The following is a 21006-nucleotide window of genomic DNA, read 5'->3' as shown; positions in this document are numbered from 1 at the left end:
GGACTTACTCCTGGTCAGCCGGCGCGATCAACTCCGAGGAGAGGACGTCGTCGGCGGCGGGCGTCTCGTCGGAATCGGCCTGCAGATAGGCCGCGTCCGTGAGGCGCCCGAGCACTTGCAGGTATGCAACCAACGCATCCATCTCGGTGACCGTTCCCGTTGTTCCGTCGAACGTGCTGACCTGGGTGCCTTCGCCATAGCGTTCGGCGACTGCTCTGGCCTGGGTGCTGCCCGGCGTGGCCTGCCCAATAGCGTCCATGGCCGCGTTTTCGATCATGTCTTGCGTATAGGGGACGCCAACGATCCGCTGCGTGCGCAACAGGGCGGAGAGTTGATAGACATCAAGCTCGTTCTCGGCCAGCCAGGGATAGGCCGGCATATTGGATTCGGGCGTCACCTGCCGGGGATTGATGAGATGAGCAACGTGCCACACATCGGAATATTTCCCGCCCAGACGAGCGAGATCGGGTCCGGTTCTTTTCGAGCCCCATTGGTGGGGATGGTCGTATTGAGATTCCACGGCCAGTGAATAGGGACCGTAGCGGTCAACTTCATCGACCAGGGTCCGAATCATCTGCGAATGACAGGCATAGCACCCTTCCTTGACGTAGATGTCGCGCCCCGCCAGTTCTAGCGGCGTATAAAGGCGCATGTCCGGAACGTCCTCGACGGTCTCGTCGATGGTGAAAAGCGGAATGATTTCGACGATGCCGCCGACACTGGCTGCGGCGATAATGGCCAAGACAAAGCCGATCGCCGTCCGTTCCAGTTTGCGATGGAAGAGTTCTGCCACAGCCTGTTACTCCGCCGGACTGGGGTTGGGACTGGAAGCGCCCGAGATCGGCACATCGGTTAAGTCGTGCTCTGCGACGGGACCACGTTTGGCGGTCATGTAGATATTGTAGGCGCCGATGATTGCGCCGATGAGAAAGAGCAGGCCGCCGAACGTACGGGCGATATAATAGGGATACATCGCGACCAGCGTATCAACGAAGGAATAGGTGAGCGTATTGCCCTCGGTATAGGTGCGCCACATGAGGCCCTGCACAATGCCTGAGTTCCACATGGCAAAGATGTAGATCAGGGTGCCGGCGAGCGAGAGCCAGAAATGGACCTCGATCAGTTTATTGGAATACATGCCGGATCGTTTCCAGAGCGAGGGAACGACGGTATAGAGCGAACCGAAGGTGATCAGCGCCACCCAACCCAGCGCGCCGGCATGGACGTGCCCCACGGTCCAATCTGTATAGTGGGATAGCGAATTGACTGGGCGAATGGCCATGAACGAACCTTCAAAGGTCGAAAGCCCGTAAAAGATCGCCGCGACGACCATGAACCGCAGCGTTGCATCGTCCCTGACTTTGTGCCAGGCGCCACGCAACGTCATCAGTGCGTTGCCGGCCGATGCCCAAGACGGCACGAGCAGCATGACCGAAAAAGTCATCCCAAGCGTCTGCACCCAATGGGGCAGGGCGGTGTAGTGCAGATGGTGCGAGCCGGCCCACATGTAGAAAAATGTGATGCCCCAGAAGCTCAGGATCGACAGGCGATAAGAAAAGATGGGGCGGTTGGCCCGCTTAGGCAGATAATAATACATCATGGCCAGGAACCCGGCCGTCAGGAAGAACGCCACGGCGTTGTGGCCATACCACCACTGCACCATCGCATCCTGCACGCCGGACCAGACGATGTAGCTCTTGGCGCTGCCCAACGAAACCGGCACGGCGATGTTGTTGACGATGTGAAGCATCGCAACGACCACGATGAACGCCAGGTAATACCAGTTGGCGACGTAGATATGCGGTTCCTTCCGCCGCGCCAGCGTTCTGAGATAAAGGAAGAAATAGGCGACCCAGACGACGACCAGCCAAATGTCGGCGTACCATTCAGGTTCGGCATATTCCTTGGATTGGGTGATCCCCATGAAATAGCCGGTGACGGCCAGGATGCAGAACAGATTGTAGCCGAACAGCACAAACCAGGGCAGCACATTGCTCGCCAACCGCGCGCGCGAGGTACGCTGTACGACATGGAATGATGTGGCGATCAGCGCGTTGCCACCGAACCCGAAGATGACGCCCGTAGTATGGGTGGGACGGATACGCCCAAAACCCGACCAGGCCTGCCCGAATTCGAGCTCCGGCCAGGCAAGCTGGGCCGCGACCCAGACTCCCATGAACATTCCGAAGATGGCCCAGGCCATCGTAAAGGCGATCCCCACCCGGGTCGGATCGTCATAATAGCTCACGAGGCGATCTTCGCTCGGTTCGGGTCTGTCATAACGGATGAGAAGGTAGAGGAGGGCTCCCAGGCTGAGAGCAACGATCAGCAAGCCGTGGCCCCCCAAGGGGTCGCGCAGCCCCGCAATGGCCAATACTGCTCCCAGAATCAAAACGCCCAGAACGATTGCAATACAGTCCTGGCGTTCTGCCTTGGTAAGTTGTGCGACCATCCGGGCCCTCCTTTATGCTGCCGCTCGGATTAAGCTATGTGCGTACGCCGCCTAGACGTGATGGGTCGTGTCTTTTCCCGTTCAGCGCTGGAGAAACTTGTGATCCAGGACTTGTCCGGTTGGCCCGGAAAAGCATTCCCGCGATAAGACTATTGGCCACACGGTTTGCCTTGTCCTCCAACCGGAGAGCAGTTTCATCGGCAAACAGTTCACGGGCCGTTTCGCTCCAGAGCGTCAGCCAGCGTTCAAATAGCGCGGTGTCGAGGCGAGCGGAGAAGGGCAGGTGCGCCGCATAGGGATTACCCTTGTAACGCCCCGACGTAAGCATGATCGACGACCAGAAATCCGTGAGCCGATCAAGATGGCTAGGCCAATCGGCAACGTGATCGGCAAAGATCGGCCCGAGCGCGTCATCGACGCGAACTTTTTCGTAAAAGCGTTCGACTTGCTCTCGCAACCCGGTTTCGGTGAGCGTGGCCATCGCTGCCCTCCAAACATGCACTGCAAATACATGTATTAAATTCGCCAGATTTGCAATGCAGATGCTACCATAGGCCTGCGACATTTTGGAGAACCCGATGCACCTTTTCGCGCGGCTGATGTTATAGGCTCAAACCTGCCACGCCCGTCCTCCCTTGCATTCTCAGTGGTCAAATCCAGCGCGCTTTCGTGACAAACACATTCAAGCATGCCCTCAATGGTGGAGAAGTGCCCTCGCGGCCCATATAACTATTGCCGAGATGAAAACCTCAATGCCCCGCCGTATCCTATTGAACGCCTCTCCCGCTGCGATACGTCAGGCCGGGGATGTAGAGCCTGCGTTCAACACGCTCGAGGATGAACGCCACCGTGCTTGTAAGGATCAGATAGATAGCTGCAACGATCAGGAAGGCTTCAAGGAACCTAAAGGTTTGGTAGCCTGCTTGTTCAGCAAGTGCGGTCATTTCCGTAACGCCAATCGCGTAGGCAATGGATGTGTATTTCAGCTCGACGATGACTTCGTTGGACCATTGGGGGATGGCTCTTCGCCCGGCTTGGGGGAGTATGATCTTCCTAAACGCCTGCGTGCGGCTCATTCCCAAGGCCCGCGCCGCGGTCATCTGCCCTGCAGGCAGGGAGCGGACGGCGCTCCGGAAATATTCGGCCTGATAGGCTGCAGAATTGAGACCGATGCACACGACAGCGCAGGTCAGAGGATCGAGCACGATGCCGATTTCTGGTAAGCCGAAATAGATAAAAAACAGTTGGACCAGCATCGGAGTGCCGCGGAACACTTCAACATATGCGGTCGCCAGCCAGTAGATTGGCCGACTTGCATAGAGCCGCCCCCACAGCAAAAATAGCGAAAGCACGAAACCGAGCGAGATTGCCGCTATCCAGAGGCCTAGCGTCGTGGGTATTCCCTGAGCAATAAACGGCACCCATTCTTTCGCGAACTCGATCATTGGGCCGTCCTGCTAGTGGGTCTCGTTAATCATCGAGAGAAACTGCGCGGTTCGGGGGTGTTGTGGAGCTGTCAGGATTTCGGAAGGAGGGCCCTGTTCAACGATTACGCCGCCTTCCATAAAGATCACCTCATCGGCCGCTGCCGAGGCAAATCCCATTTCATGGCTGACCACCAGCATCGTCATCCCTTCCTCGGCCAGTTTTTTCATGACCTGGACCACTTCGCCCGTGAGTTCAGGATCGAGCGCTGATGTGGGTTCATCGAACAGAACCAAGATTGGGTCCATTGCAAGGGCACGTGCAATGGCTGCACGCTGTTTCTGGCCTCCGGAAAGCTCGGCAGGAAAGGCATGTTTTCGGTCGGTTAAACCAACTCTTTCAAGTTCGAGTTCAGCTCGCTCCAGTGCTTCAGATTTCGATCGTTTCTTGACCGTTCGCTGGGCCAGCACGACATTGTCGATAACCCGCAGGTGCGTGAACAGATTGAAGTCTTGAAACACGAACCCAATGCGCGAACGGACGGCATCGATATTTTCCCGGGCAACGTCTTTCCCCTCCAGGAGGACAGTGCCCTTGTCGGGAGGGGAGAGGTAATTAATACAGCGCAGAAGAGTAGACTTTCCCGTGCCCGATGGCCCGATTATCGTTTTGGACTGCCCTTGAGTGAGGTCAAGGTCGACGCCATTGAGTACGGAGACGTCTCCATAGCGCTTATGGATGTTGCGCAAGCTAAGGACGGGATCATCGCTCATCAAGAAAGCTCTCCTTGCTCGGCTCCGGGAATGGCGAGCTTTCGCTCAAGCGCATAGAGAGCTGCGTTGCCTAAAGCATTGACGATGAAATAGAATGCTGCAACCACTGTCATCACTGCCAAAGCACTCCCTTGCAGGCTTGATATGATATAGCTGGCCTGCCGGGTCAGCTCGACCACGCCAATCACGAAGGCTAGTGAGGTCGCTTTGAGTTCGGACGAATATTCGTTTGTCCAAGCGCCGATCGAGCGCCGGAGTGCTTGGGGGAGAACGATTTTCGCCACGACCTGGGTCCCTGACATGCCCAGAGCACGGCCGGCCATGACTTCCCCTGTATCGGTCGCTTGAATGGACGTGCGAAATATCTGGGACTGGTAGGCAGCTGAGCGTAAGCCCAAGGCGACAACGGCTGCGCCGAAAGCGCTCATCGGAATGTACTCTCCGACACCGTAGAAAAAGAGCATCAAGAGGATGATTTCGGGGATGCCCCGAAACGTTCTTTCAAACAACGTTGTGAGCAACCGCAGTGTCGGTCCGCCGTAGACACTCAGCAATGCAAGGGCTAGCCCTAGAACCAGACCGAAAGCAAGCAGCGCAACGAGCAGTTGCAGTGCAATACCGAGCCCGGCCAGAAGGAAAGGCAATTCGTCGAGCAGTCTTTGGAAAGTCACGGACCAGTCGGGTCAACTGTTGGTTGGGAAGGGGAGTGCTTGATTTCAGAAGGGCAGGTGCCTTTACCTGCCCTTCGATGATTTCGTCACTCAAGGCCGGCGATCGGCTCTTGGTAGGTTCGCACATAGTCGGGCATTGTCGCTGGTACGTCGCGGATCGTGGCGTGCGGCGAGTACGAGTGAACGATTTCTTCCCACTGACCGGATTCGTAGAGTTCGATAATTCCCTGGTTGAGTTGAGCCAGGATACCATTGGGATCGCCGCGCTGCACAGCCAACGCTTGGGGTTGCCCCACTTCGATAGTGCCGGCGATCACGACATCGCGTCCGTTGGCGATGAACGATTCGGCGCTGTCGGTGCTAACGATCAGGGAATTGATCCGTCCAACTGCCATGTCATCGAGGGCTGCGACATAGTCAGGGTACGCCCGGATCGTGACGTCATCGAGGTTGGCCTCTGCCCAGCTCTGCTGGGTAGAACCACCCTGTACGCCGACTGTGACGCCACAGCACAACGCTTCATCAAAGGTCAGACCGGAATCGCTGTTGACGAGCACTTCGTCGTCGTTTTCCCACCATGGTATGGAAAAATCGAGAACTTCATTACGCTCCTCGGTCACGTTGAGTCCGGTGACGAGCAGATCAATGCGTCCACTCGAAAGAGCAGGGATAAGAGAGGGCCAGGGCATGTCGCGGAATTCGACCTCGAGGCCTTGATTTTCGGCGATGGCACGCATGGCATCGACGGCGATGCCTTTATATTCTCCGCGCTCGGCGTATGCCCATGGCGGAAAAGCCGCCTCGATTCCGGCGATCAGTGTTTCTGCGTTTGCGGCACTTGCCGCTGATGCGGTTACGACCGTGATAACGCTAAGCGCGAGATTTCGAAAATGCGTGCGAACCATAAATCCCCTCCACAGGTTAGCAATCGCCTACCATAGCCAGGCTTAGGGCGTGTGCAAATTGCCTGGGAGAAGGCGCAAGCTCGCAAAAATCGGGTTCTCCTGCCCAATTACCGCTCTTGGGAGAGATTCAGTTAGGGCCCAAAAGTCCCAAGATTTATCGATATTTTTGATCTCGCAGGTACATGGGCAGATCAAAACCTATGTGGAAGTGCCGGCGAAAGTTAGCCTAAAATCAGCTTATGTTTTGGACAAAACGCTGCTTAAATGACCTGACTAAAGTGCAACATCCTGAGTGTTTCTCGCGCACAAAGGAGAAAACCGATTTCGGCCTGACAAAGGGGTGGTGATGTTCCCATGGGACTAAGGGAGAGATGATCTCGCTTGGAGTCCAGAAGGTCGCGATGTGCTCGGCCGGCAACGCTATCGACGCTGGAAAGCCTCCGGATTGGGTTTGCGGTCTCGATTCAATCCAACCCGTCGTTTCACGCCTGCGAGATCAAGACGCATCCTTACGGACTTTGGCCATACGGATGCGCCAATCATCTCCCTTGGCCTTGAAGCGCTGCACGATCTCAGAATCGAGACGGAGGGTGACAGCCTTCTTGGCATTGTGCAGGCGAGGGCGATCGGGCCCGCGTTTCATAGCTTCGGAAAAGCTCATGGGGTTGCGGGCCTGGGCGTCGGTGATCTCGGGCGCATCCGGGTCGCTCTTGATCATCTTCTGGATTTCCGCTTCCTCGGCATCGGTAAGCGGACGCTTTGACGAAAACTTGGTCACGCAGGCTCCTTTCTTTCCGGCTGGCCGGGCGCACCGAAACCACCGAAAGCGCCTCGGTACCCAGAGGGCGAAACACCACGGCAATAATGATCTGGCCTTTGAATTCGCCAATGGCCATCAGGCGTTCATTTGCCGCTTCGAAGAACTTTAGCGACAGATCAGCGAAGTCCAAGCCGTGCCTGGCGATGTTGGTCTGACGCTTCGGCTCATCATAGGTGATCAGCATGGAATAAACGAACACGAAAATTCATAACCCCATTCACCGAGAGGAAAGAGCTAGCGCCGCTTGATTGCATTCACGAGGTCGGTTTTTAGTACAATGGGTTCGATCGTTGCGCTAATTATCACGGAACAGTAGGGGCAGATTACGACCAGCGTCTTGATGGAGCTGTAGTTGTATCCGCTCGGCAAAGAGGCGTCTTTCACCTCGGCGCGAACAACGGAGCACGGGGCTCTACTGACTACCGCAGCGCTTCACACGCAATGCCGTCGTTGTCAGCATCGAGCCTATGCGGATCGCCCGGGCCGCTGTGCTCGTAGAACTCTTGGGCCTCTCGCCACGTGCGGAAGTCCGAACAATCCATATCGCGTTGAGCAAACGCAGGAACGGTGGCCAGGACTGCAAGCTCGGTCTGGGATCGGCGGTGCAGAATTCGTCCACGGTAGCGGCGGGATAGTCCCGCTTCGGGCGGCGTAAAAGTCGTCCACCTATTGTCCTTCTGCAATGAGCGCAGGAGGGTTCGGGGATCTACACCGTGGAATTGTATCTGAAGGTCCGTCTGGCCTGCTCGGAAGGGATGACGCAGCGCCAGGCCGCGAAGCATTTCAACATATCGCGCGACAGTGTTCGCAAGATGCTGTCGTATTCGACCCACCGGGCTATCGACGCCAGTCACCAATCCGGCGGCCGAAGCTCGATGCATTTGTTTCGACCATCGATCGATGGCTGGAAGAGGATGTAAAGGTCCCGCGCAAGCAGCGCCATACGGCCAAGCGGGTGTTCGACCGGCTTCGCGACGAATGCGGGTTCACCGGCGGGTACCCCAGGGGGCCCCTGTCTCGCGCGCACGCATATATAGAGACTGGTCTTCAGCGCTCCAATCCCGCAGCCACTTGAGCTTGTACTGCAGCGCGTGCAGCGTTCTTCTCCCAAAACGCTTGCAGCAGTGGCTGGTGGGTGGTCTCGCGTGCGGCATAGATGAGCAGCCTGGACGCATCCAGAAGCGCGGCAGCCCCTTGGTGCCGTTGCACCAAGATCAACCATCCGTGGACCAACGGACAGTTGGAGCGGATGAACCGCACCATCAAGGACGCCACCGTCAAACGCTTCAACTCATCGAGCAGGTATGCATCGATCTGGATTCAGGAAGGCGCATGTCGGTCAAGGATATGCGATATAATCCTTTCTACCGGATCACCGTGCCCAGAGAACTGGAAGAGGGGCGCTGACAGCGCTTGCCGACGCTTATCTGAGCATCGTTAGTCGGCCGCATCGAAGGTGCCAAACCAAAGGAAAAATCGAGCACGGCAGACGGCTCTCTCAAGTGCGTATCCAATGGGCTGGCATCAGGCCTCGAACGGAATTGCCAAGCCAAATCCGATTGGCCCGCGCAAGGTCTTGGGGGTAGAGCAGAGCCTCATGGGCTTTTCCAGTGGCCAAAAGTTCTCCGCGAAGCGTGCCCGGTAACAGCCCGCACTCAATTGCGGGCGTCAGTATGGGGCCGTCACGTTCAAGGAACAGTGAAGTGTAGGACCCCTCCGTCAACTCTCCACGCTGATTGAGAAATACCACTTCATCGACATCAAATTGGGCGACGGCCTGCTCTCGAGGCTTGTCGAGAAAGGCTCGATGGGTCGTTTTGTGTTTGAGATAAATATTGCCCGCATCAACCCTTTCGTCGGCGATAACAAAGCGAAAGGGTTGATGGACTTGTGCCTGGGGCAGTGCGGTTGCCGAGACAGAAGGGCTTCCATGGGAATCGAGCAATAGCCGCACGCGCATTCGAGGGCTTTCGAACCCCGCGATAGCATTTTCTAGGAGACGCTCGATTCCGGGTGTCGAGAGGGGAATGCCGAAAAAGCGCGCTGAGCTTTCGAGGCGCTTGAGGTGTCGATCCAAGAGAGCGTATCCGGCACCTTTTTGCCACAACAGGGTTTCGATCAAGCTTATGGGGTTTTGGTGGGTCATGGCGGCGGCCACTGCTTTCATTGAGCGTTTTGCGGCGCCTCGAACGGGCGTCCGGGCATCTGGGTGGATAGTCCAGCGTCCACGAGCAATTGCACACCGTTGATCATTTTGGCCATGTCGGAGGCCAAAAAGACAACGGAATCGGCGACATTTTCGGGTGTTATGATAACCCCACCGGGGTTGCGCGTGGCAAAAGCTGCGATGGCCTTTTCGCGTGTTCCATGACGGGCAAGTTCGCTAGCCAGGGCGGCGTCGGTCAGCACATAACCGGGATGGATTGCATTGATGCGCACGGGAATGCCCATCGAAACGCAGTTGGCCGCCGCTTGCATGGTCAGTCCGCAGATTGCAGCTTTGCTGGTGCCGTAGCCAACGCCGCTACGCGCTCCGAAATAGCCCACGATCGAACCGATATTGATTACGGCTCCGCCTGATTTCGCCATGGTCCGGACCGCCGCCCGGGTGCCCAGAAACGCTCCATCAAGATTGACCGCATGGAGCCTGCGCCATTGGTCTAGCTCCATTTGGTCGATGCGGTCGGCGGTAGTTGAAAAAAGGCCGGCACAATTGACCACGACATCGAGCTTGCCATACCGAGCGATGATCGAGCTGACCGCTTGGTCCCAATCTGTTTGGCTGGTGACGTCAAGTTTAAGAGCGCTGAGGCTGCCCGAAAATCGTGCGGTTACGCGACCAGGATCAAGATCGCTAGCTTGAACCTTTGCGCCGAACTCGGCGAGACGGGCTGCGATGGCGCCGCCGATATCACCGCCTGCGCCGGTCACCAGGCAGATACGGTTTTTTAGATTGAGCATGGCGCTCTCCCGATTTTGGCCCGTTACCTCAAAAGCTCGAGCGCGTCAGGAGCGCCGGGATTGCGGGCGTATGCCAGAAGTTTAGCGCCGGTCTTTTTGTCGGTAAGGCTATCGAGTTTGGCGGCAAACAGATTGTCTATTTCAGGTTCACCCATTTCATGGAAGGGGCCGTCATAGGCGCGTTCAGCCAGCACGACTTGCGAGCCGTGGGCAACCACATGCGCGGGGAAAATCCCATGCTCGAGATGGCGAGCTTCGAGTTGGTCATCGCCAGTGATTTCGACGCGCGACATAAAATCGAGGACCTGGGGGTCGGTGACCGCTTCGCCCTCGAAATCGGCAAGTTGGGACCGCTTGCGAATAAAGGCACTGGCCACTGCAAAGGGCAAGCTGAAACGAGCGGCCAGATGGTTATCGATGGCCCGTGTCGAAAGCGATTGCGCACTTGAGGATTTGACCTTTACGACCAACCGCTTAATGCGTGAGGGATCGAGTTCGCGACCCAATTCGATCGCACAACGAATTGCTGCCTGGCAGCCGAAATTGGCCGGGAAAAGCTTGATCGAATAGGACGAGAGCGCGCGGGTTTGTGGCGCAATGTCGAGGTATGAAACGTCGGCCGAGCCCGAAGCATAACTGGCAAGCCATCCCTTGTCGCCGGTAATAGGGGTCTGAGGGCCGGTAGCGCCGGCCTGTGCCAAAAGCGCCGAATGGAGCGCATGGCGCGCTGAAAATCCTACGGAGAGATCTTTGTCCTCACTATAGCTGCCAACTGCCGGCGACATCGCGCTGAGCAATCCGGCGGGAAGAGCACATGCAGCAATGCCCAGGGCCGAGAGCGCCGTATCAAGATCGGCCTCCAACACCACGGCACAGGCCAGGGCCGCGGCGGGGGTCGCCGTCAAGGATGTGGTGCGAAACCCTCGACCTTGGGTGCGATGGGCTCGACCCAGCGCTTCGCCCAGGCCAATATTGGCAGCAAACCCGGCGCGCAGAGCACGCAGTACCGTATCGGGGCTTGCGCCATACTGTTGGGCAAGGGCGAGCACGGCCGGGACGATCACGACGGCGGCGTGACCATTGTTGCGACCATTGAGGAGCACCTCCTGGAAGTCGAGCGCTTCGGCCGCTGAGCCATTGAGAAAGGCGGCATCGACAAAAGGGGCACATTGCCCGGCGCCCCAAACCGTGCTTCCGGTTTCACCCAGCGCAATGGCGACTTGGTCGTGGGCCGTCCCGCCGACCTGATGCTTGCGCGCATAGTGAGCGATTGCGACGGTGTCTGCAGTAAGCCGACCCAAAACCTTGGCGTCCTGGTGAGAGACTGGGCTTTGAGCGAGTGCCAAATGGCGGCCAACCCATTCGCGATCAGAAATTGTCATGGGGTGCTTTCTTTCCTGAGCTGCGGCACGAGGCAGTCGATATTTTAAGTGCCAATGGTCTTATGCCGCCTTTTGCGCCTCGACCACATGGCACGCGACTTGGGACCCGTCAGGCTGAGTGAGCAGGTGCGGCATGGTTTGTCGGCATATGGGTTGGACCAAGGGACAGCGGGTATTGAACGGACAGCCTGGTGGAGGGTCGATCGGGGAGGGGAGTTCGCCACCGATGGCAGGTACGTTATGTCCGCGCTCAACCTGCGGATCCTTGGAGAGGACTGAACCAATCAGGGCCTTGGTGTAGGGATGCTTGGGAGACAAAAACAGAGTGTCCCGGCTTGCATATTCAACCACTCGGCCCAGATACAGCACCATCACCTCATGGGCGATATAGCGCACGACCGCCAAGTCATGGCTGATGAACAAAATGGCGATTCCCAGGCTTTGCTGCAACTCTTCGAGCAGGACCAGCACCTGGGCGCGGATAGAAACGTCGAGCGCGGAGACGGCCTCATCGCAAATGAGCAATCCAGGTTCGAGTACGATAGCGCGTGCAATACCGATACGTTGGGCTTGTCCGCCGGAAAATTCATGTGGGAAGCGCTGTGCCATCTCCGGCCTGAGCCCCACCCGTTCCATGGCTTGGGCGACAAGGGCCTGCCGTCCATGGGCAGTGAGTTCAGGGCGATGGGTGAGGAGCGGTTCGGCGATGATATCGGAGGTCCGCATCCGTGGATTGAGTGAGGCAAGGGGATCTTGAAAGACCATTTGCATTTGCGGCCGCACGTGGCGGAAATCGGCGTCGGAGAGGTCTGATATGGTCTGACCGTTCCAGCGAACGGTGCCACTCTTTGGGTTTTGTAGCCTGAGGATACCGCGAGCCAAGGTCGATTTCCCGCAGCCCGATTCTCCCACCACGCCCAGAGTCTTGCCCGGTGCAATGGAAAGGCTTACGTCCCGGACTGCCTTGAGCTCGAGCTCGGGGCGCATCAGGCCTTGGTTAATTGGGTAGCTGATCGAAAGGGTTTCGACGTCCAGCCCCTCAAGGGCGTCTGTCATGATCGCGCTCCGATTGGCTCTATGTCATGGGTTTCAAGAGGGAAATGACAGGCTTGGCGCTGACGGCCGGTTCGTGGCTGAAGGTTGGGGACGCTATCCTTACAGATTGGCTGCGCCTTAAAGCATCGCGGCTCGAACATGCAGCCGGTCCGCGCTTTCTGGCCCTCGGGGGGATGGCCTCGGATGGGTTTGAGTTGAGCCAGAGGGCCGGCGAGATCGGGCATGGAATCCAAAAGCCCGGCTGTATAGGGATGGGTGGGACGCATCAGGACGTCATCGACGTTACCTTCTTCGGCGATGGTTCCGGCATAGACCACCATCACGCGATGGGCCAGCCGGGCGACGACCCCCATATCGTGGGTGATGAGCACGACAGCAAGGTTTTCTTGGCGGCGCAACTCATCGAGAATATCGAGCACCTGGATCTGTACGGTGACATCAAGCGCGGTGGTGGGCTCGTCGGCGATCAACAATTTAGGACGATTTGAAAGGGCCATGGCGATCATCACGCGCTGACGCATGCCGCCTGAAAGTTCGTGGGGATAGGCCTTAAGCCGTCGTCGTGCATCGGGAACGCGCACGCGTTCGAGCAGGCGCAAGGCTTCGGCCTGAGCTTGGGCGCGGTCGAGGCCGCGATGGAGCCATAAAAGCTCGGTCATCTGGTCGGAAACCGAGCGAAATGGATTGAGCGCTGTCATGGGGTCCTGGAAGATATAGGAAATCTTTTGGCCCCTGACCTTGTCGAGTTCACGATCGGTGAGTGTAAGCAGGTTTTGCCCATCCAATAGCGCTTGTCCGCTCGTTTCTCCATTGGCGGCAAGAAGGCCACCCAGAGCCATAAATGTCTGGCTCTTGCCCGAACCCGATTCCCCAACTACACCGAGCACCTCCCCTTGGGCGACCGAGAAGCTGACATTGTCGACAGCAATAACTGGCGCGCCTTGGGTGCGGAAACGAACCGAGAGATCGCGGACATCGAGCAGTGGGTGGTGCATTGTGGCCTCTTTCTTGGCCGTTCTGGAGACACGTCCGAGCGCGTTCGCCCCGGAGCGGAACGGTCGCGCGCACGGCTTTCCTTCTTAGTCCCCGATCCGCGCAGCTGTCAATATTAGACTGATACAATATTCCAAAATAAAGGCAACTGAAAGAATGGAGTTGCGCAATATATCGATTTTGGGGTAGTTGTATTCAAAGAATGAAGAAATATTAGAAAAACTGCAGACCGGAGGATCGGTTGTCGCTGTCATTTTTCCTGGGGAAACTCCTCCGCTTCGTGCTGACGGTTTGGGCGGCCGCGACCCTTGTTTTTATCCTTCTGCGTATGACCGGCGATCCCGTGGCTGCTATGGTGCCCTCGGACGCTCCTCAGATCGTTATCGATCAATATCGAGAGCGGTTCGGCCTGGGTGATCCCTTGCCCATTCAGTATCTTTCTTATTTGCGCGGCATTTTGGGCGGAGATTTCGGAATCTCGTTTCGCACTGGTGGCAGCGCGTGGGATATGGTGGCCCCGCGCATTGGCCCGACCTTGATCTTGACTGGGCTTTCTTTGCTCGTCGCTCTGGTCATTGGCATCCCGGCGGGAATGATTGCGGCGCTTCATCGGGGTAAGCTGGTCGACAGGTTCGTAATGGGCTTTTCGGTCTTTGGGTTTGCCATGCCCAACTTCTTTCTAGGTATTTTGCTCATTCTTTTGTTTACACTGAGCTTACGCATGCTTCCCGCCGGTGGGTTCGATGGCGCGCTGAGCCTTATCATGCCGGTCATGACCTTGGGCATGGCCACGGCAGGCTCTTACGCCCGTATGACGCGCTCTGCGGTTTTGGAAGTGCTTTCCTCTCCCTTCATGCGCACGGCCAAAGCCAATGGTGTCCCGCCTTTACGGCGAATGACCCATCATGTGATGCGGGCTATTCTTGTCCCCTTGGTTACCTTGGCAGGTTTCAGCATCGGCTCGATGATCGCGGGGGCGGTGGTCATCGAAACGGTGTTTGCCTGGCCAGGCGTGGGCAGGCTTTTGGTCACATCGGTGACCGACCGCGATCTTGCCGTGGTTCAGCTAATCGTCATTTTAGCGGCAGCCACTATGGCTTTGTCCAACATGATCGTGGATCTGCTCTATGGCTGGCTCGATCCGCGTATCGGCACCAGTCGCCGATCGGGAGGCGCATAATGAAGCGCTTGAACCTTGGGGTGACGATTCCGGCTGCTATTTTGGTTCTCGTTATCGCTTTTGCGATTTTTGGCGATTATCTCACGCCTCATGACTATAGCGCGTCGAGCCTTCTGGCGCGCAATCTGCCTCCGGTCTTTGCGGGCGGGACCTGGGACTATCCGCTAGGGACCGACGGATTGGGACGCGATCTTTTGGCCCGTCTTGTCTTTGGTACTCGGCTGAGCATCGGTCTTGCTCTAATGGGCACTGTAATCAGTGCTGTTTTGGGAACGGTTTTGGGGTTGCTTGCGGCCCGAAGCGGCAAGCTTGTTGGCGGTCTGATCTTGGGCGTGATCGACCTGCAGGCAGCGGTACCTTTCATTATTATCGCTTTGGCGGTTGTCGCCATATTCGGCAATTCGCTGGTGCTTTTCGTCGTGGTGCTGGGGCTTTATGGCTGGGAAAGCTATGCGCGGCTCGTGCGCGGCGGGGCGCTATCGGCCCATACACTTCCTTTCGTTGAAGCGGCGCGCACGATTGGCGTCTCCAATATGACCATTGACCGTCGCCATATTCTGCCGACCGTCTTTAACATCGTAATTGTGCAAGCGACGCTGAATTTCCCCCAGACCATTTTGCTCGAAACGGGCTTGAGTTTTCTCGGGCTAGGGATCCAGCCTCCGCTGACCAGTCTGGGTCAGCTGCTCGGGGAGGGGCGCAACAGCCTGGCCCGGGCGTGGTGGCTGGCCGTCATACCTGGCTTGCTGATTTTTCTCACCACATTGGCTATTAGTCTTTTGGGCGATGCATTGCGCGATAGGCTGGATCCGACCTTGCGTCGTGATTGAGTGTGAGCAAGATAATCAACTCGCTTGCCGGATGGATTGCGCTGCCGGCTGGCTTTTGCAGGGATTATCAAGCGCAACGCTCTCAAGGAGCAAAAAGGTATCAAAATGCGAATTCTAATGACGACGTTTGCGGTGATCGCCGCAGGATTGATCGGGGGCAGCGCTGCCGCCCAGGAGGCCGACCGACCCGATATAGTGGTCGCCGTTAACGGGCTCTACCGCAGCCTTGAGCCGATCGATGGGAACTCCACCAATTCTCTTCGGATCATGAGCAATATCTACGATCCGATCGTGGGTCGTAATTGGCTCGAAGATCCCGAGGGGGGTGAGCTTGCCCCTTCGGTGGTGAGCGAATGGGAGCAGGTCGATGATATGACCTGGCAGTTCACCATCCGCGAGGGCGTCAAGTTTCATAACGGGGAAACCATGACGGCCGAGGACGTTGCCTTTACGCTCTCGGAAGAGCGGATTTGGGGCGAGAACGCCCTGGTACCGACGGGCACGCGCTACACCACTTCTTTTGAGTCCGTCGAAGCGATCGATGGGATGACCGTCGAGGTCAAAACCTCGGTCGTTGATCCGAACCTGCCCTATCGATTTGTGACGCCATTGGGCTTTGTTGTTCCGCGCGATTATTATTTGGAGGTCGGCCCGGAAGCCTTCGGCCAAAACCCGATTGGAACCGGACCTTATCGCGTGGTCGAATTTGATCAGGCCAGCCATGTCAAACTCGAGGCTTTCGATGAGTATTGGGGCGGAACGCCGCCGCTCGAAACCATCGAGTTCCGTGTGGTTCCTGAATTCTCAGGCCGTTTGGCCGGCATGGTCTCGGGCCAATATGACTTTATGGTCAATACGCCTGTCGATGAAATCGGCACTGTCGAGTCCTACCCAGACCTCACCTATATCAGCCGGCCTGCCGATGGTTATATCATGCTGGCCTATAACGCGCTGGACCTGCCAGAATTTGCGCCAACGCCAACTGCTGATGTGAACCTGCGCTATGCCATGTCGGCAGCCATCGATCGCGACGCCTTGGTTGAGGCGCTGTGGGGAGATGCAACGTTTGCGCCGGCTCCTTTCAATTTCCCTGACAATCCGGCCTATTACGATCCGGAAATCCGCCCTCTTATCGAATATGATATCGATGCAGCGCGCCAATATCTGGAGCAATCGAACTATAATGGCGAAGAAGTTGTCATCAATGTCGTGCGCGGCGCTTATCCCAATTTCGACCTTGCCGTTGAGTTCATAGCAGAGCAATGGCGCAATCTGGGAATTAATGTCCGGCTCAACATCGTCGACAGCTGGCCTCTGGCTCTCAAGCATCCCTTTGGCGTGCTCAATATGTCAATGTCGGTGGTCTTTGACGGCACACCCACCCGTGCCATCTGGGGGTTCTGGGGGCCTGACTCTGCTCGTGCCACCCGTGTCGACGATCGCAGCTGGACACCCCCGGCTGACTTCATCGAGCTTGGGGAACAATATATGGCCGAGCCCGATGAGCAAGAAAAGGTAAGGCTGTTCCGCGAAATGGTTGCGATCTGGGAGCGTGAACAACCGGCATTGATGCTCTGGCGCAATGTGGTCGATTGGGTGGTTTCCAATGAGTATGAATGGACCGCCGTCAACAGTGACGCCATGATGTTTGGCCCTGGATTTATCACTGTGAACTGACCGCTGGGTTGCAATGGGGCGGGTGTGCAAGGACACCTCGGACGCACATCCGCTCCACACAAGTGTGTTGCTGCCAGTTCGAAGTTCGCGCGGTTTCCTGCGCATGCATGGCAGGAAATTCTAAAACTGGCAGGGACGGGCGTTCGGGCCGTTCAATTGATAACGTTTTGCGCGCTCACCGACGCAGATCTCGCCATCCAGGCCCGGTCAATGTCCTTTCATGGCTCATGCAGCCTCAAGCCCGTCTCAGGCGATGCAATAGCTAAAACCGAGGCCGATGCGACTGCCGGATAGGGCATGACTTGATCGACAATTATTATGATGTGGTGGTTGTAGGCGGTGGTTCTGCCGGTGTGGCGGCGGCAGTTGGGGCGGCCGATACAGGTGCGAAAACATTGCTCATTGAGCGCTATGGTTTTCTGGGCGGGGCGGCCACCGGATCGAATGTTTTGGCCTATTGCGGGTTCTGGACCAGCACCGAAGTGCCTTTGATGGGCGTACGGGGCGTGGGTGCCCGCGTTCTTGAAAAGCTGGCCAGCTTGGGTGCAAACGCCGAACCGATCCGCAATCGCACTGGCAATTGGATCGTCATGCTCGCGCCCGAAGCTCTCAAATATGGGCTCGATAGTGTCGCTGCTGAGGCGGAGGTCGGGGTTTTGCTGCACAGCCGGGTCATCGATGCAGATACGGAAAACGGCAGAGTGCGGTCTGTCGCGGTACAAGATCATTCTGGACGCAGGTCAATATCGGCGGGCGCGTTTGTCGATGCTTCGGGGGATGCCAATCTGGTTCGCTTAGCTTGTGGAGAAATCTCTCATTTCGAAAAACCTCTCGAGGAACGTCCTCCTGCCTCTTTTCCGGTGCGCATTGGAGGAATTTCTCGCGACGCCGTTTTGGATCGCTCACAAATTGCACGCGCCCTTGATACCGTGCCAAACCACTATCGCGATGCCCGCATTCGTTCGGGCGGCGGTGGCATTTTCAAGCTTCCTGACAGCGGTGATTATTGGTGGCTGGGGATCGACATTATAACGGACGGGCTTTCCGGCCCCTCGCTGACGCGCGTCGAGCAGATCGGCCGTGATCTTGCTTGGCGCTCGGTGGCGCAGCTCAAACGAACAATCCCCGCATTCTTCAACGCCCATATCGTGGCCACTGGACCGCAGGTGGGGATTAGATGTACCGAGCAGGCGGTCCCGCGTCTGGCCGTCTCTGGCGAGGACGTGCTTTCGGGTCGGCAACGTGAAGACGGCATCGCCTGTGGGTGCTGGCCCGCCGAAGTCCATGACGGGCTCAATGGCGCTCAGTTTCATCGGGTCGGCGGCGAGCGATATTTTCATATCCCGTTTGACAGTTTGCGCCCACAACGGCTCGACAATGTGTGGATAGCAGGCCGGACTATTGGTTGTGCCGATGAGGTTGCATATGGATCGATCCGCGTCATGGGGACGGCCTTTGCCACAGGCCATGCCGCTGGCATCTCAGCTGCCCTGAGCGCCTTGGGGCCTGAAAAGGTATCGGCTGCAGCGGTCCGGAACCTGCTTCTCGATCAGGGCGCGTTCCTCTGATGAGTGCGAGCTCAGACGCGATCGACCTCGCCGTCGATATCGACCGGTGATCATGCGCCGTGGGGAAGGCATGCGTGGGCGTCTGGGAAGCAGTCTGGGGCGGCGAAACAACCTCATACCGTTCCATCCTCTTTGACGCCGCGCGCCACGATCTTGAGCGACCCATCGGGCAGGGGGCGTTGCAGCGCCCTTGCTTCGCTCGTCAGCCACGTTTCCACCTCGTCGGGCGTCGTCAGTATGACTGGCGTCGTCTTGCGGGGCTGCACCTTATAGCGCAGATGTGCCGGCTCGTGATGATGTGCTCGAACGACTGCCATCTTACCACCCAAACAGCGGCCGTACGATCAGCACGAGGCTGAGCACGACACCGAGAACACCGGCGATGGTGAGAAAGCGCGCAAACACAGACATGCCGACAGGATTGACCATCCCGGCCCGCTCGGCAATGGTCGCTCCATGACCAAGCCCTACAACATGGACAGATTGGCCCTTTCCGCGCAGGTGATAACTGCGTGGGAACAGTTCCCCAACGTTCCAGAGGGAACGCCCGAAGACAATCTGCGGATGATCGGGCAGGAGATCGATATCCTTTCCGGCCTGCGCGAAACGCGCCCCGACGATGCCGAAACGATCGATGGGCTTATCGTTCGATACGAGGCATTGCGAGACCGGATAAAGCAGCGCGCGAACTGATTTCCTTCCGATTGAAGCGCAGGCTGGGGGTTAATGCGTCCCATGCCACATGCGCTCCAAGGCGTATTCAATCACAGCTACGGCGATCCGCAGCAACAGCTTCCATTCTTGAAGGTGCATATCCGCTCTCCATCGAAGTTCAATGGAGGCAGGGTACGAGATGGCCGAAGGTGGGGGATAAGTTTGGCCGTTGACTGAACGGGCAAACTGAGGTTGCCGAACGCCTTTAACGACCTGCTTCAATTCTCAAGCAGAGTACCCGGGCCAGGTGAAATCGGATTTGGCCTTTCCGGCGCAATAGCTATCAGGAACGAACTGCCCATTTGCGCGGCTTCGGCATCGCCAAATCAGCCGATAAGAGACGTTGTAAAATTGATCCCAGGCATAGCCATAGCCGCCACCGCTGTAGTACGGCGCCGAATAGCCTCCGCCGCTGCTGGCCGCTGCTCCTACGGCCAATGCCGTACCGAGCAGTGCTATGCCCACTAAGGCTGCGGTGTGTCCCGCAACCTTGTCTCGGCATTGTTGGTCAGTGAGGCCGCGTCGCGATAGCTCTTTGGCCACGTCCGCGCGGTATTGGACGTCATCAGTATCAAGGTACGCCCGGCACAAGAAAGTATCCTGCGGCGCGGTAGGGTCTTCATAGAACTTAGACTGAGTGGTCGAGCAGCCCGCCAGTAGGGCGGCGCACGCCAGTAGCGCGATTAACTTTTTCATGATGTCCCCCAATGCCATCAGGCAATGGAAGATTAGCTCAAATATTTTTGCCCACCAGCACGAAGTTAATGAATGGTTACCGTCCATTACAACTCCGCGACGTCAGCGGCTGCCCATGATCGTGTCCACCAGATCGGGTTGGCGCCGACGATGATTTCGGCGGGGAGGCCGGTCAGTGCCGTAATCCGTTCGATCGCCAAATTGCCCGAATGCGTGAAATACACGCATCCGTCTTGCGCCAGATCGAGGCGCGGACAGACCGGCCAACCCTGGTAAGTTTTCGCGGGTTCGAAAAGTCCGGCATCGACAGCAAAAGCCACGGTCAGTTTAAGCCCAACACCTGCAGCGCAGATCAGGAGCGCTGTGGACATGCCCTTCAGCCATGGCCGATTGCGAAGCCGTTGGAAAAGCGAGGGCCCCTTCGGCTTCTCCGTCGGCTTGAGGTCGGGCTGGAGACCACTGCTTTCGCCCTTGGCGTTTGCGAAGAGCGTCATGCCGTCAGAGCCTAACGCGGCGAACACGGCGGGATTGACCTTGCGCAACTGCGCCGCAGGCATTTTGGCAAGCTGTGCAGCGAGGCGGGCTTTTTCCCGCCTGCCGTTGTTTGCCGAAATGACAAGACGCTCAGAGCGTCGACCGGAAACACCGGTGCCGGCGATTTGGTCGCCAGTAACTCGTTCAAATCAATTTCGGTCCAATCACTGCCGTCCGCCGGCATGGTTTCAGGATTGGAACGCTTGGTCTTCTGCGCCATGAGATGTCTCCTTTCATGGGCTTGGTGGAGCCCAGAAGGGAGCACGGTTCGAAATCGTGAAAATGGGTGGTTAGCCGCATGATGTTTGTGCGGGTGGGATCGGCGGTGCAAAATTCGTCCACGGTAGCGGCGGGATAGTCCCGCTTCGG

22 protein-coding genes and 3 pseudogenes are annotated in these 21006 nt (G+C 57.4%); 6 read left to right on the top strand and 19 right to left on the bottom strand.

Annotated features, from left to right (window positions below):
* Nucleotides 1-4: 4 nt before the first annotated feature.
* The 10 genes and pseudogenes from ccoO to V4T21_RS19235 all read right to left on the bottom strand — a co-directional run bounded on the left by ccoO (nt 5) and on the right by V4T21_RS19235 (nt 7588).
* On the bottom strand, nt 5-793 hold the full coding sequence (gene ccoO / locus V4T21_RS18435; protein WP_332719659.1) for a cytochrome-c oxidase, cbb3-type subunit II: 789 nt from the start codon (nt 791-793) through the stop codon (nt 5-7).
* Between the two features lie 6 nt (nt 794-799).
* Complete coding sequence (gene ccoN, locus V4T21_RS18430) at nt 800-2452, bottom strand: cytochrome-c oxidase, cbb3-type subunit I (RefSeq protein ID WP_332719657.1); 1653 nt, start codon at nt 2450-2452, stop codon at nt 800-802.
* 34 nt (nt 2453-2486) lie between these two features.
* Nucleotides 2487-2933, bottom strand: coding sequence for a group III truncated hemoglobin (locus V4T21_RS18425; protein ID WP_332719655.1), 447 nt, complete (start codon nt 2931-2933; stop codon nt 2487-2489).
* Between the two features lie 286 nt (nt 2934-3219).
* The gene (locus V4T21_RS18420) at nt 3220-3897 is read right to left on the bottom strand and encodes an amino acid ABC transporter permease (protein ID WP_332719653.1); all 678 of its coding nucleotides are present in this window, start codon (nt 3895-3897) and stop codon (nt 3220-3222) included.
* Nucleotides 3898-3909: 12 nt separating this feature from the next.
* Complete coding sequence (locus V4T21_RS18415) at nt 3910-4650, bottom strand: amino acid ABC transporter ATP-binding protein (protein WP_332719651.1); 741 nt, start codon at nt 4648-4650, stop codon at nt 3910-3912.
* Nucleotides 4650-5321: an amino acid ABC transporter permease gene (locus V4T21_RS18410; RefSeq protein WP_332719649.1), complete on the bottom strand. Its 672-nt coding sequence runs from the start codon at nt 5319-5321 to the stop codon at nt 4650-4652. The genes V4T21_RS18415 and V4T21_RS18410 overlap by 1 nt, the downstream gene beginning before the upstream one ends.
* A gap of 86 nt (nt 5322-5407) precedes the next feature.
* Nucleotides 5408-6226 (bottom strand): ABC transporter substrate-binding protein, encoded by an 819-nt coding sequence (locus V4T21_RS18405; RefSeq protein WP_332719647.1) that lies wholly within the window; start codon nt 6224-6226, stop codon nt 5408-5410.
* Nucleotides 6227-6722: 496 nt separating this feature from the next.
* Nucleotides 6723-6944, bottom strand: a complete 222-nt coding sequence (locus tag V4T21_RS18400; RefSeq protein WP_332719645.1) for a BrnA antitoxin family protein — start codon at nt 6942-6944, stop codon at nt 6723-6725.
* 61 nt (nt 6945-7005) lie between these two features.
* Nucleotides 7006-7230: pseudogene (locus tag V4T21_RS18395) on the bottom strand (BrnT family toxin); the annotation flags it as partial.
* A gap of 235 nt (nt 7231-7465) precedes the next feature.
* The gene (locus V4T21_RS19235) at nt 7466-7588 is read right to left on the bottom strand and encodes an excalibur calcium-binding domain-containing protein (protein WP_440589677.1); all 123 of its coding nucleotides are present in this window, start codon (nt 7586-7588) and stop codon (nt 7466-7468) included.
* A gap of 171 nt (nt 7589-7759) precedes the next feature.
* Between V4T21_RS19235 and V4T21_RS18390 the strand changes: the two are divergent.
* Nucleotides 7760-8046, top strand: a pseudogene (locus V4T21_RS18390) (helix-turn-helix domain-containing protein); the annotation flags it as partial.
* Nucleotides 8047-8544: 498 nt separating this feature from the next.
* On the opposite strand, the gene V4T21_RS18385 reads toward V4T21_RS18390, so the two are convergent.
* From V4T21_RS18385 to V4T21_RS18365, 5 genes are read right to left on the bottom strand one after another with little or no spacing between them, the layout of a single operon-like run.
* Nucleotides 8545-9213 (bottom strand): aminotransferase class IV family protein, encoded by a 669-nt coding sequence (locus V4T21_RS18385; RefSeq protein WP_332719643.1) that lies wholly within the window; start codon nt 9211-9213, stop codon nt 8545-8547.
* Nucleotides 9210-10007: an SDR family NAD(P)-dependent oxidoreductase gene (locus V4T21_RS18380; RefSeq protein WP_332719641.1), complete on the bottom strand. Its 798-nt coding sequence runs from the start codon at nt 10005-10007 to the stop codon at nt 9210-9212. Before V4T21_RS18380 ends, V4T21_RS18385 begins: the two co-directional genes overlap by 4 nt.
* A 23-nt stretch (nt 10008-10030) precedes the next feature.
* The gene (locus V4T21_RS18375; RefSeq protein ID WP_332719639.1) at nt 10031-11389 is read right to left on the bottom strand and encodes an MmgE/PrpD family protein; all 1359 of its coding nucleotides are present in this window, start codon (nt 11387-11389) and stop codon (nt 10031-10033) included.
* A 60-nt stretch (nt 11390-11449) separates the two neighbouring features.
* Nucleotides 11450-12445 carry an ABC transporter ATP-binding protein gene (locus V4T21_RS18370; RefSeq protein ID WP_332719637.1) on the bottom strand — a complete coding sequence of 332 codons (996 nt, stop codon included), beginning with the start codon at nt 12443-12445 and terminating at the stop codon, nt 11450-11452.
* Entirely contained in the window at nt 12442-13440 is a 999-nt protein-coding gene (locus tag V4T21_RS18365) for an ABC transporter ATP-binding protein (RefSeq protein ID WP_332719635.1), read from the bottom strand. The genes V4T21_RS18370 and V4T21_RS18365 overlap by 4 nt, the downstream gene beginning before the upstream one ends.
* Nucleotides 13441-13679: 239 nt before the next feature.
* Between V4T21_RS18365 and V4T21_RS18360 the strand changes: the two genes are divergently transcribed.
* From V4T21_RS18360 to V4T21_RS18345, 4 genes are all read left to right on the top strand, one after another.
* On the top strand, nt 13680-14618 hold the full coding sequence (locus tag V4T21_RS18360) for an ABC transporter permease (protein ID WP_332719633.1): 939 nt from the start codon (nt 13680-13682) through the stop codon (nt 14616-14618).
* Entirely contained in the window at nt 14618-15448 is an 831-nt protein-coding gene (locus V4T21_RS18355; RefSeq protein ID WP_332719631.1) for an ABC transporter permease, read from the top strand. Before V4T21_RS18360 ends, V4T21_RS18355 begins: the two co-directional genes overlap by 1 nt.
* A 24-nt stretch (nt 15449-15472) precedes the next feature.
* Nucleotides 15473-17125 carry an ABC transporter substrate-binding protein gene (locus tag V4T21_RS18350; protein WP_332719629.1) on the top strand — a complete coding sequence of 551 codons (1653 nt, stop codon included), beginning with the start codon at nt 15473-15475 and terminating at the stop codon, nt 17123-17125.
* 302 nt (nt 17126-17427) lie between these two features.
* Nucleotides 17428-18693, top strand: coding sequence for an FAD-dependent oxidoreductase (locus V4T21_RS18345; protein ID WP_332719627.1), 1266 nt, complete (start codon nt 17428-17430; stop codon nt 18691-18693).
* 113 nt (nt 18694-18806) lie between these two features.
* On the opposite strand, the pseudogene V4T21_RS18340 reads toward V4T21_RS18345, so the two are convergent.
* Nucleotides 18807-18947, bottom strand: a pseudogene (locus V4T21_RS18340) (SOS response-associated peptidase); the annotation flags it as partial.
* 202 nt (nt 18948-19149) lie between these two features.
* Between V4T21_RS18340 and V4T21_RS18335 the strand changes: the two are divergent.
* On the top strand, nt 19150-19386 hold the full coding sequence (locus V4T21_RS18335) for a hypothetical protein (protein WP_332719625.1): 237 nt from the start codon (nt 19150-19152) through the stop codon (nt 19384-19386).
* A 246-nt stretch (nt 19387-19632) separates the two neighbouring features.
* Here V4T21_RS18335 and V4T21_RS18330 read toward each other — a convergent pair whose 3' ends face one another.
* Genes V4T21_RS18330 through V4T21_RS18320 form a run of 3 tightly spaced genes read right to left on the bottom strand, consistent with a single transcriptional unit; the run spans nt 19633 to nt 20857 of the window.
* Nucleotides 19633-20190 (bottom strand): hypothetical protein, encoded by a 558-nt coding sequence (locus V4T21_RS18330; RefSeq protein WP_332719624.1) that lies wholly within the window; start codon nt 20188-20190, stop codon nt 19633-19635.
* A complete protein-coding gene (locus V4T21_RS18325) occupies nt 20190-20645 on the bottom strand; it encodes a hypothetical protein (RefSeq protein ID WP_332719622.1) in 456 nt (151 codons plus the stop codon). Before V4T21_RS18325 ends, V4T21_RS18330 begins: the two co-directional genes overlap by 1 nt.
* Nucleotides 20609-20857 carry a hypothetical protein gene (locus V4T21_RS18320; protein ID WP_332719619.1) on the bottom strand — a complete coding sequence of 83 codons (249 nt, stop codon included), beginning with the start codon at nt 20855-20857 and terminating at the stop codon, nt 20609-20611. Before V4T21_RS18320 ends, V4T21_RS18325 begins: the two co-directional genes overlap by 37 nt.
* Between the last annotated feature and the right edge of the window lie 149 nt (nt 20858-21006).

The organism is Pelagibacterium mangrovi (assembly GCF_036662815.1).
Lineage (GTDB): Bacteria > Pseudomonadota > Alphaproteobacteria > Rhizobiales > Devosiaceae > Pelagibacterium > Pelagibacterium mangrovi.
This window is presented reverse-complemented; position numbering and strand designations above follow the sequence as displayed.